The 11,623-nt window shown below is 32.8% G+C and carries 6 protein-coding genes, 1 pseudogene and 1 riboswitch; of the genes and pseudogenes, 5 read left to right on the plus strand and 2 right to left on the minus strand.

Annotated features, from left to right (window positions below; genetic code table 11):
- The first annotated feature begins 50 nt into the window (after window positions 1-50).
- Complete coding sequence (locus ACFX4N_RS25465) at window positions 51-863, plus strand: hypothetical protein (RefSeq protein ID WP_377263267.1); 813 nt, start codon at window positions 51-53, stop codon at window positions 861-863.
- The gene (locus ACFX4N_RS25470) at window positions 839-4,345 is read left to right on the plus strand and encodes a DEAD/DEAH box helicase (protein WP_377263269.1); all 3,507 of its coding nucleotides are present in this window, start codon (window positions 839-841) and stop codon (window positions 4,343-4,345) included. Before ACFX4N_RS25465 ends, ACFX4N_RS25470 begins: the two co-directional genes overlap by 25 nt.
- A gap of 200 nt (window positions 4,346-4,545) precedes the next feature.
- Here the strand turns inward: ACFX4N_RS25470 and ACFX4N_RS25475 are convergent, their stop codons facing one another.
- Window positions 4,546-6,186, minus strand: coding sequence for a phosphoribosyltransferase-like protein (locus ACFX4N_RS25475; protein WP_377263271.1), 1,641 nt, complete (start codon window positions 6,184-6,186; stop codon window positions 4,546-4,548).
- A gap of 223 nt (window positions 6,187-6,409) precedes the next feature.
- On the opposite strand from ACFX4N_RS25475, the gene ACFX4N_RS25480 reads away from it, so the two are divergent.
- Window positions 6,410-7,264 (plus strand): GIY-YIG nuclease family protein, encoded by an 855-nt coding sequence (locus ACFX4N_RS25480; RefSeq protein ID WP_377263273.1) that lies wholly within the window; start codon window positions 6,410-6,412, stop codon window positions 7,262-7,264.
- Between the two features lie 131 nt (window positions 7,265-7,395).
- On the opposite strand, the gene ACFX4N_RS25485 is transcribed toward ACFX4N_RS25480, so the two are convergent.
- Window positions 7,396-7,662, minus strand: coding sequence for a hypothetical protein (locus tag ACFX4N_RS25485; RefSeq protein WP_377263275.1), 267 nt, complete (start codon window positions 7,660-7,662; stop codon window positions 7,396-7,398).
- 497 nt (window positions 7,663-8,159) lie between these two features.
- Here ACFX4N_RS25485 and ACFX4N_RS25490 point away from each other — a divergent pair.
- Both ACFX4N_RS25490 and ACFX4N_RS25495 read left to right on the plus strand, forming a co-directional pair.
- A pseudogene (locus tag ACFX4N_RS25490) lies at window positions 8,160-9,510 on the plus strand (FAD-binding oxidoreductase).
- Window positions 9,511-9,709: 199 nt separating this feature from the next.
- Window positions 9,710-9,790, plus strand: a riboswitch (glycine riboswitch).
- 159 nt (window positions 9,791-9,949) lie between these two features.
- Window positions 9,950-11,302 (plus strand): amino acid permease, encoded by a 1,353-nt coding sequence (locus tag ACFX4N_RS25495; RefSeq protein ID WP_057275242.1) that lies wholly within the window; start codon window positions 9,950-9,952, stop codon window positions 11,300-11,302.
- The last annotated feature ends 321 nt before the right edge of the window (window positions 11,303-11,623 follow it).

Below are 11,623 nucleotides of genomic sequence, written 5' to 3' on the forward strand. Positions count from 1 at the left end.
TTCTCTAACATAAAAAATAATTAAATAAAGTTTGTTTGGGAGGAATTCTAGTGAGTTATATTCTCAGTGAAGATATATCTGTTACTCACGAATTTATAAAGAAACATATAAATTTTGTGTTAGATGATTCAAATACCTATAATACTTTCTTTGAGGAATTTCAGAGATACTTTCTCAGATCTGTCCTGTCTCCAAAACCTTTTGAAAATTTTTTATCAATTCTTAATGGCAAGGAATTAGAGGATAAAGAGATAAAGTACTTACGAAATAATCTGAGAAGAATATTTTCGAATGAACAACACTATAAAGGTATTGTAGGGGAGCATTTGTTCGCTTTCTATTATCATAAAATGGTGAGTGATTTGTTGTGGGCACACGGACCAAAAGGTCGGTCATCTGCTGAACCAGGTATTGATTTTATAACTTTCACTGGTAATAAAGATGTTAAAGAGACTATAAAAATTACAATATGGGAAACAAAAACCACAGAAAATTCAGTTACAACTAGAGCAAGTCAAATATATGACTTTTTCAGTGAAGATGGAAGTTTTGAAGAAAACATTGATAGTGAAATCACAGCTATTCAACAATTATTTGATAATGCCCCAGATAGTGGTTTAAAGGAAGTTGTAGGAGATCTTTATAATATTGTTATTAACCGAGATACGAGATTCTGTATTGGTGCTTCAGGTATATCACCCTTGAATAGTACAACTGAAGGAACATTTAAAAAATTTGCTGAGTGTTTTTTAGGGGAAATTTCTAAAGAGCAAAGGCTTGTGAAATTTTTATTTATTGAGCTTTTAGGTAATATACTTAATGATTTGAGGGATAATATATGGAACAAATTACAAGCGATATAAACCTTGAAAATCTTTTAATCGAACTAAAAATCTCTGAAGAGGTCGATAGTTTTAAACGAATACTACAAAATATATTTGTTCATTGTATTAATTTAGACGTTAATCAGATAAACGTGAGTGAAGAAGACCTTAATAGAACAATTAAGCTTATAAAAAATCTTGAAAAAATCTCAATATATTTATTTTCCGAATACAATAATTCGTTTAAAAGTTATGATAATGAGTCTAGAAATAAAGCAATGGAATTAACTGCTCTGGTTTCAGATAAGATCGGAGATTACTTAAAGCACGTTAGTGAAAAGCAATTATCATCTCTAGATATTGAGAAAGTAATGTTTAAACAGCTTAAATACTATTGGAAATCCTCGGTTGCATATACTTTGGGAAGTAATGCTCCAAATAGCATAGTGGTTGCTAAAAAGTTAGGTGATGTTTTATTTGACTTATCAGAAAAATCTATTATTAATGAAGATAAAAACGATTTATACGTCTTTTCTTTTTACCTACTAAGCAGAAAATTAATTAGTAACATAGAAGATTATATTGGAGATTCTACGTTAATTGATATTTTTAATAGTTTAAGAAAGTTTATTCAATCAGGAGACAAATCATTTATAAGTTATTTGTTTTCTAAACTTGATGAGCAAATTAATTCGTATTTAGAATTATTTGAAACTAATTACTACTGGCACTTAAGATACCTTAAATTATGTATTGAGACAATTATTAACAATAGCGTATGGAATAATTTACAGGATATTTTTTCGAGTGACTACATACAACAGTTAATTAAGTCTAGGCCTCCTGTAATAGAGTTATGGCCAAATCAACTTGAAGTAATTAATAATGAAGACAGCTTTATAAAGAATGATAATATAAAAAGAACTCTAATTAATTTCCCTACTAGTGGAGGAAAAAGCTTACTTGCAGAGTTTGCTATTGTTAAGCAACTAGAAAATGATATTACAAAAAAATGTTTCTATATAGTACCGACTAATGCATTAGTGTATGAAGTAACTAAAAGACTTCGTGAAAGATTTAGAAGGCTAGGGTATTCTGTTTCAAGTTCGCTTAATGGTTACGAACCTGATCTCGTCTCTGGTAACTACTTTGAAGAGCATATAATAGTTACTACCCCAGAAAAGCTGGATATGATAGTTAAGAATAATTTATCAGAAGATATACTTAGTGAAACTTCATTAATAATATTTGATGAATTTCAAAAGATTCAAGACAGTAGTAGAGGATGGTTAATAGAAGGCAGTATAGTTTTTTTAATAAATCACTACCTATTTAAGGATATAAAGCTTATGTTCTTGTCAGCAATCATCGATAACGGTCCTTTAGTCTTAAGTTGGGTTGATGATGAAAGCCTTTCTAATTCTGATTATATTCCAGATTCTTGGAAGCCAACCACTAAAATAAAAGGGATAGCAAAGTATGAATATAAGAAAAAAGGGAGATTTTGGATTTCGATTCCAGAAGAACATAGGTACTATAAAGAGCCATACAATGCCTTTTGGGCACAGTCAAAAATTAATTATTTGATTGGCAAGCGAGAAATCGACATTAACATTTTTGACTTTCCTAGATACCATTATAAGGAAAATAGAAAACTGGTCAAAGATGAGAATCTTAAGTATGAAAATTTTATTATGGGAGTAGCCCAAAAACTGAAAAATATGGGAGGAAGCTTAATCTTCTTTCACACTAGGGAAGACTGTGAAAGTTTTGTGAGAGATTATGTGCCATTCTTTCCTGAAAAGCTTGAAATAAGTCAAGAAGTAAAATACCTAATAGAGTATATTGAAAAGAGACTTGGTAAGGATCATCTATTAGTTATAGGTCTAAGAAAGGGGCTTGTCTACCATCACGGAAGTTTGCCTATGGATGTAAGAGAAGCACTTGAGGATTACTATGCCAAGGGCTATATTCAAATTATGGTATGCACTACAACTCTAGTTGAGGGGGTTAATTTCCCAATACAAAATTTTATTCATACAGGAAAGAAATACGAAGGACAGAGGACACTCTCCTCTGGAGATTTTAAAAATATAGTAGGAAGAGCTGGTAGAGCATATCAGAGTACTTTTGGCCAAATTATATATATTGATTTTTATTGGGGGAATAAAAATATAATTGATGAGCACTTGAATTATGAAAAGCATCCTAATAATGTTGAGAGCTCTATTTTAAGGGATGAAGAACTTTTCAAGGCTACCGAAGAATTGGATGAATTAAATGATGATCAAAGTGAAGATTTTATAACTAAATTAACGGAGAAAAACTTTATTAAGTCTTTATTGCTTTACTATAATTCATTGTCAGATGAAATAGAGAATGTTGACACTATACTAAAGAATACTTTTTTTGCAAAGCAAATAGAAAAAGAAAAATTTAAAAAGATTTCCGTGTTGTCTAAAAAGGTTTATTCATTTTATGATACTAGGCCAAAGCAGGAATTAATAAGAGTCCAGGAAAGTGGATTGTCATTTACATCATTTAGATTGTTAACAGTTATAGCAGAAGAGATAGTGGAAAATTATAAAGAAAATGGACCTTTACTCTCTTTAAGAAATATTTTGACTCAAGATGCTTATGCTAAAATAATTAGTTTTCCAGAAAGCTACAAGTTTAAGGTTAGAAAAAGTACATCGGGCTCAGGTTTAGTCGAAATTGATGATTATAACCTTTTTATTGATTGGGTAGAAAGTGATTTAACTTTAAAAGAACTTTCAGAAAAATATTTTAGTTCAGTCGATCTTAACTATCAGATGACCAGAATTGTGGAATATGTAAAAGATATGTTTGAATATAAACTTCCTTGGGTGTGTGGTACACTTTCGAGTTTAATATTGGAGCATTTAGGTTTCGTTGAGTATTTTGCTTGCCTTCCTAGTTTTATTAAATATGGAATTAATAGAAGTATTGATGCTAATTTATTCAAATTGGGATTTAATTCCCGAGAAACTGTAAAGGATTTATCTGCTTATATACAAGATCATACCACTTATGAAAATTTGGAGGAGTTGAGGGATTATCTAAAAACTATGGACCCCCTTGAATTTTTAAATGAGAAAGAGAACCTTTCTTCATTTGAAGTAAGAAAACTTGTGCATTTAACTAACAGCTATAAAGAGATGACCGCTCTATTTGATGGGGAAAACGCTATAGAATCTTATTTGGCTGGTACCCTCCATTACTTATGTAAACTCTCAAATCTGGATTTAGTCTTAGGGGAATTAGTTAGCGGTGCTGAACTTAAACTAAAGAGAGAATTAGATAACTTTTATGATGAATATGCAATAGAAGTTTACTTTAAAGAGTACAAAATCGGTTATATTCCTAGAAAAATTAATGAAGAAGTTTCATACTATCTAGATTTAAATACTGAATATTCATTAAAAACTAAAAGTGTTGATGTGATAAATAAGGAGACATTTATTGATGTGAAGTTACTTCTCTCATTTGACTTATTGTAAAAGGGGGAGATAACGCTTAATACTGCCAAACAATAGTCTTTTTATATAGTTGAATAAAACGAACTGTTAGATCATTTTTTAGATTAGCCTTTATATGTTGTCAAATATCTAAAAATAGGATAATTATAAATAAAAAAGTAAGAGCATTATATTTATAATTTGTATAATGCTCTTATAATATTTGTCTTGTCTTGTTAAGGTTAGAGATACATTCCTAAATGACTTCGGATTGTATTAATAGAGAGTATTCTATATTTTCCGTAGTAATTAACGTGTTTTGATGCTTTATTCAGGTCTATATTTGTAAAATCTTTTTCTCTATTTTCTAGCTTTGCCAGAATCTCCTCTAAATGCAGCTTTAGAGAATGACTTTTACTGTGTTCGCGTAATTTTTTAATTTTATTTATTGTTGTACTTAAAATAATTTCTAATTCCTCTTTTGAGAACATTCTGATAGCTAAAGTTGAACCTTGGATTTTATAGATGTTCTCATTATCTTCCTCGATATTATTAATAATTTCATCAATTAATGTATGGTCATTTTGGATAGCTTTTTTGATTATTGTGGAGATTTCGTGACGCATCAAAATTCCTTGGTTTATAGAATATTTATCAATATCTAACATATTTAATAAAATATTAAAGTCTTTTGTTGAGCAATCTTTTTTAACCTTCTCCTCTACAGTTACTAACAAATCTTCGCGGATTTTGTTAAGAAAAGTTAGTGGTGAATGGTAGGTAAGCATATTGTCGTAAGGAATAAGGAAGTTTGAGGTTATTGATAATAATTTGTATAGTTCCTCCAAATCGAAGGTATCTTTATCCATTTTTAAATAAATTTCTTTTATTATATCTATCCACATAATATAATCTTCTGCATATAAAGTAGAAGAAATCAACATTGAATAGAATTCCCTTGCCACTTCTCTATGACTACCTCGAATTTGACCTGCTGAACCTGCAACAGTGCTTCTATTGAATAGAGGTATCCATTTTTCTTTAGTAACCTTAGAATAAGCCCCTGACCATAGAATCGGCAAGGTATTATTTGGAACGTTATAAAAGAAAATAATTGTTTCTCCTACATCTCCCCATCCAAGGTATAGGTCTTTATCTTTTTTTCTAAATAAACCACTTCCATATTTCAAATTGAATTCAATAAATTCATTGTTATTACTTGCATATGCTGCTCTTCTAATGTGAGGTGCTATAACTTCTACCGGAGCATTTTCTTGAATGTTTTCAATAGCCTTTCTCATAGCAATTAGTGAAATAAAGGATAATTTTGCTGCTTTTTTTTGCTTAGTTAATAACCAACGTCTATTCCTTATAACAAATTTAACTGTGCTATTGTTTAGAAATTGGTTTCCAGTTCCTGTGAAATCATCTAAAAAAACAATCTGATCATAGTTAGAGATATCATTTCTAGTCACAGCTTCCTGATTTTTTATTTTTGATTCAGGTATACTATTTGATGTTCTAAAGAAATAACCAATCATCTGTCCACTTTTTCCAGATGAACCTAAAGGAATGAATAGGGTTTTTTTTATGTCTGTTTTGTTTTTTATTTGCCATTCTACAAAAGAAAGTTTACAAAAGTTCTTTACGGCTTCGCTATCGTAATATTGAATTTTCGAAAAAATTTTACTAGCAATATCTTTATCTTTATCATTATCGAACTGATCAATCCATTCCTGAACCTTATGCTTACCAAAAGTATCAATTAAATCACTAGTAAAGGTCATATGAAATGTGAATTTAAAGAAATCTTTATAGTCTTGATTTGTTTTTTCATCTTCTGAAGCTTCTAATAGTTCTTTTAGTTCTTTATAACTATTCATCTAAAACTCCTTTTTAAATTGTTTATTTTTAGTGATATATTATAATTTTCTTTTATACCTATATTATGGATTTAGAACAAATGTTTGTAAATATATTTTACGTGTAAAGCGTTTTTTTAAGAAATATTGTATAATTATTACAATCTATTCATAGGAGGAGCAATAAATAAGATCTTTAAAATTTGTAATATCTATTACAAATTCTATTAGTGGAGGTATACATATGTTAACCATTAATAAAGTTCTGGGATTTGCTGGTCTAGATATGTCTAAAAGTATTAAAGTTGCAAGACATATGGATACTAGAGGTGTAGATGTACACGAATTATACACCAATGGATATTTTAATTTATATCAATCTTATCAAGAAAAAAATGTTTTCAAAGATTGTGATTACCTTGTGTCGTGCTTAGGGATTGAAAATAATCAAGCATTATTCATAGGTGTTTATGAAGTAGGAGATGTAACAAAGGTAGAGGGGCTCCCAGATCACCTAGATATTCCATATAGAGGAAAGGCAAAAGTTCATAGTAAGTATAAGTACGAGTTGAAAAAACTGAATGGATTTGAAGACCTAGAAGGAAGATTAGTAATTAAGTGGCAAAACATAGCGCAGGCTTGGTGTATGAAAATTGATACAAATGAAAAAGAAGTGGTGCAATTATTACCTAAAGGTTATATCAGAGATTTTCCTGGTTACTTAGAAATAAATCTCCCTTTTGTCGAACTGCAAGGCGTTATTAACGATCCTACAGCTAATAGCGTTTGGCATAGGATGCTTTCTTCAGTAGGAGGAGTATACTTAATTGTAGATACTTATAATGGCTTACAATATGTTGGTTCTGCTTCTGGAAAAGAAGGGATTCTTGGGCGTTGGAAAGAGTATGCTAAAAATGGTCACGGTGGAAATAAGAAATTAAAAACTATCATTGAATCAGAACCTAACCGTGTTCAAAAATTCAAATTTTCAATCCTCCAAACATTACCAAGGACATTAACTAAAAATGAGGTACTAATAGAAGAAAGTAAATATAAACATAAACTAGGTTCGAGAGCATATGGTTTAAATCTAAACTAAATACAGAGCAAAATATTATTACAGAAAAGAGGAAACACAATATAAGTGTCTTCTCTTTTTTATCTTCTACAAATAAATATTTATTAAGATCTAAAGGGCAAGCTACAGTGGATATAGGTGCTTTTTAGTTTCTACCTTTCAAAATTCTCGCCATACAAATCCATTCTCCACATTTTAATATCGTATAGTCCACTATCGATTTTCTGTTTTTCTTCTCTCAGATAGTCAATAAGTTCTTTTGGATAATGTCCTGTGTTGTAATCCAATTGAATATCATCTTCTGGGCTATATAACATTACACAAAATATAGCTCCTTTTAAATAATCCATACCCAAGCAATAAAGCATAGAGATATCACGGGTCCTAAAAACAAACATTAAACGATACTTCTCTTCCATACAATTCTCCTATACATAAAATTTTATTTTTGTTACGTTGAAATAAAATCAAAAATAACTAGTTAACTTTTATGAAGAGACCCGCTAACATCTCTTGTGTTGTCATTTACAATCCGCACATGTGGAGAATGTGGTAAGTTTGACGTTAAAGAAATGAATAGAAAAAGAGTAAAGGGCAGATTTGATTCTGCTCTTTTTTCTTTGAGCTGTACTTTTATTAATGGGGGAATTGTTAAAATTAAACATCTGTTCTTTTAGAGTAAAAAATATTTTAGTATAGTGAATCGAAATTCCCATAAAGTCTAGATTTAGAAAGTTTTACATCGCTAAAGAGAAATTACATAAGAGGGTTAATGCTTTTAAAACAAACTATAATGACGTGTTTTATACAAATAATAAACGCAAATTCTATCCCAAAACCCAAACCTTTAACCACATCGATAATACTATAGTAATAAAACTAATAAAAAGTATGTACAGAGGTGGCAGAGGTCAAAATGGACTCAATGTTTTTAAAAGGGCTTACGGGCGAAGTGGTAACGCCAAAAGACCCAATTTATGAGGAAGCTCGTCAGGGATAGAATCGTGCTGTTAATAAATTTCCGCTTGTGATTGTATACTGTGAAAAAAAGCAGGATGTTGTGAATGCGATCCGCTGGGCGCGCAAGCATCGTGTTGATATTCGCATTCGATCTGGCGGTCATCATTATGAAGGGTATTCTACGGGTGACTGTGTATTAGTCATTGATATTAGTCGATTAAATGGGTTGAAATTAGATAAAAAACGGAACATTTTAAAGATGGAAGCAGGAGCGGAAAATACGGAAGTGTATGATTTCATCGGTTCGAACGGATATGTGTTTCCAGGAGGAACGTGTCCGACTGTTGGGGTATCTGGCTTTACACTTGGTGGAGGTTGGGGACTTTCGAGCAGACTTTACGGGTTAGGGTGCGACAGCTTGATAGAGCTAGAATTAGTCAATTATGAAGGAAGGCTCATTAAGGCAAACAAATCGTGTAACGCGGATCTTTTTTGGGCATGCCGCGGTGCCGGTGGCGGTAACTTTGGCGTTGTGGTAAGCATGACGTTTCAGCTTCCAAAGCCCACGAACAGCTCTGTGACGCTCGTTCGATTCTTTTATGTAGGTACTACAAAGGAGAAGCAGGCACAAGTGATGAATATATGGCAAAACTGGCTGCCTAAACTGGACAAACGTATGACGCTAGTTGCAAGCATTTTATAATGCAGGAGGAGAAGGGTTAGGCATATTTGCAAACGGATTCTTTTACGGCTCCCCAGAAAGAGCTCGGGAGATTTTGCAGCCTTTTGCAGAAGTAGAAGGGTTTCAAGTAGAGCTGGAATCATTATCTTTTCTTGAAGCGGTAAAAAAAATAGAAGCAACCTATCCTCCGTCTGAAAAATTTAAGTCAACGGGAAGATTTGTGCATAGAAGCTATTCACGTGGTGAGCTTGAAAATCTTGCAGATCTCATACAGCGTCCGGCAGAAGGTTCCGTGTATGATGCGATTTCTTTTTATGCACTAGGAGGAGAAATTCGCCGTGTTGGTAAAAGAGAAACGGCTTTTTTCTACAGAAACGCCAGATATATTATGGGGTTTCAGTCTGTCTGGACAGAAGATGTATTTGCAAGAGCAAACAGAGATTGGCTTCGCAAGCGATTTGAATATATTAAAAGTATTACGGTAGGTTCCTATGTGAATTTTCCTATCAGCAACCTGAGAAACTACGAACGTGAGTATTTTGGAGACAACGCAGAGAGATTAGAAAGAGTGAACAAAAAGTATGATCCGTTTAATGTGTTCAGGTTCCCGCAAGGACTCAGGTAGCGCGAGGAAAAGGATACTAAGTTGACGATTGAAACTGTTCAATTACCTTCTGTCGAAGAAGGTAAATAAATGAAAGTAATCTTTCCTGTTGACAAAGCATCTAACTGGTATTAGAATAAACAACTATTCGACAGTCATTCTATTGATTGAAAAAATTAATACGTAGAAAGCTATGATTGCTATGGATCACACTATAGCAGGAGCAGCTTCTGGAGAGATCGCGATAGTTTCGCGACGCCGAAGGGTTCACAATCTCAGGCAAAAGGACAGAAGAGTACCGGATATTTATTTGGCATGTTACTAATTGGTAGCATGTACCTTAATATTTGTTATTCTTATGACCATGAGATTGGAGCGCATCCAATCTCTTTTTTTTATTGGACTTTATTTGTAGTCCGCACGATCGCATCAAAGGTTTTATTGTTAGGAGGAGTTAGAGTTGGAACAACGAGAATTAAAGAGGGATTTATCCAATCGTCATGTTCAGCTAATCGCGATTGGGGGAACCATTGGTACGGGCTTGTTTTTAGGTTCTGGTAAAGCAATACAGCTTGCAGGTCCCTCTATCATCTTTGCTTATTTAATTGTTGGTATTGCGCTTTTCTTTGTGATGAGAGCGCTAGGAGAACTACTGCTGTCTAAAGCAGGTTATCAATCGTTAACAGATATTGCTGAAGAGTATCTTGGACCGTGGGCGTCATTTGTAACGGGATGGACCTACTGGTTTTGCTGGATTATGACAGCTATGGCTGATGTGATTGCAGTTGGCGTATATGTGAAATATTGGTTCAATATTCCTCAGTGGATTCCCGCACTTATTTGTGTAATCATTTTATTAGGTCTTAACTTATTAACCGTAAAATTATTTGGAGAATTAGAGTTTTGGTTTGCTTTAATAAAGGTTATTACGATTCTTGCATTAATTATTATTGGCGTTATTTTGCTGGTAATGGGATTTAAAACAGACGCGGGATCCGTTACTGTTCAAAACATTTGGAATCACGGAGGACTGTTTCCAAATGGGGTTTCAGGTTTCTTACTTTCATTCCAAATGGTTATATTCGCATACGTCGGGGTTGAATTGGTAGGGGTATCGGCAGCAGAAACATCAAATCCCCAAAAAAATATTCCATCGGCCATTAATAAAATTCCGCTGCGAATCTTATTTTTCTATGTTGGGGCGCTTATCATCCTTTTATTTATTAACCCGTGGATGGAATTAAATGCAGCAGAAAGCCCATTTGTTAAAACCTTTAGTTTAGTCGGAATTCCGCTTGCTGCTGGAATTATTAATTTTGTTGTATTAACTTCAGCCGCTTCTGCTTGTAATAGCGGAATGTTTTCAACAAGCCGTATCTTATATAATTTAAGTAAAAATGACCAAGGGCCATCTAAGTTTGCAAAACTGAACAAAAACCACGTACCAAGCAACGGATTGTTTGTATCTACGCTGGTCATCTCAGCGGGAGCTCTTTTAAGCAAACTTATACCAGACCAAGCTTTCGGCATCGTCACGACCATTAGCGCTATTTGTTTTATTTGGGTGTGGAGTATCATTCTTATTTGCCATCTAAGGTATAAAAAGACGCGTCCGCAGCTGCATGCAGCATCAGCATTCAAAGCACCGTTAACACCATTTATAAACTATGTTGTGCTAGCTTTGTTTGCGGTGATTCTTGTTATTATGCTGTTTTCTGACGCGACGCGCCCAGCCTTATTGTTGACGCCCGTTTGGTTTATTCTCTTATTTATTTTTTACTGGACTAGAAGGAAAAAGAAAATAAAACTTTAAAGGCTAGAAAATCAGCAGGGAATAAACATGATTTTTTATAAAAGAATATAGTAAATTTCTGACCTCATCACTCCGTGATGAGGTCTTTTTAGTGGAGGATAAATAATTGATTTCTACTGCATGAATAAAATGCAGGAAGCAAAGTTTATAGAAGAAAACTAAAAATTTGTTCTAACAGAAAACACAGTGAGAAAGCTCATAGTTTTCTGATAGGAATGTAGAACAAATTGCTTTTCTTCTATGTCTAAAGATGGAATTCCGTCATTTATATGGAAAAGTTTTCATTTTACAGTACAATGGAGGTAGACTTCATTAGATTAA

Source organism: Priestia sp. YIM B13551 (assembly GCF_042787905.1).
Taxonomy (GTDB): Bacteria; Bacillota; Bacilli; order Bacillales; family Bacillaceae_H; genus Priestia.

Coding starts and splice junctions, on each gene's coding strand:
- ACFX4N_RS25475 (WP_377263271.1), bottom strand. CDS start 6,186: ATGAATAGTTATAAAGAACTAAAAGAACTATTAGAAGCTTCAGAAGAT.
- ACFX4N_RS25485 (WP_377263275.1), bottom strand. CDS start 7,662: ATGGAAGAGAAGTATCGTTTAATGTTTGTTTTTAGGACCCGTGATATC.
- ACFX4N_RS25470 (WP_377263269.1), top strand. CDS start 839: ATGGAACAAATTACAAGCGATATAAACCTTGAAAATCTTTTAATCGAA.
- ACFX4N_RS25480 (WP_377263273.1), top strand. CDS start 6,410: ATGTTAACCATTAATAAAGTTCTGGGATTTGCTGGTCTAGATATGTCT.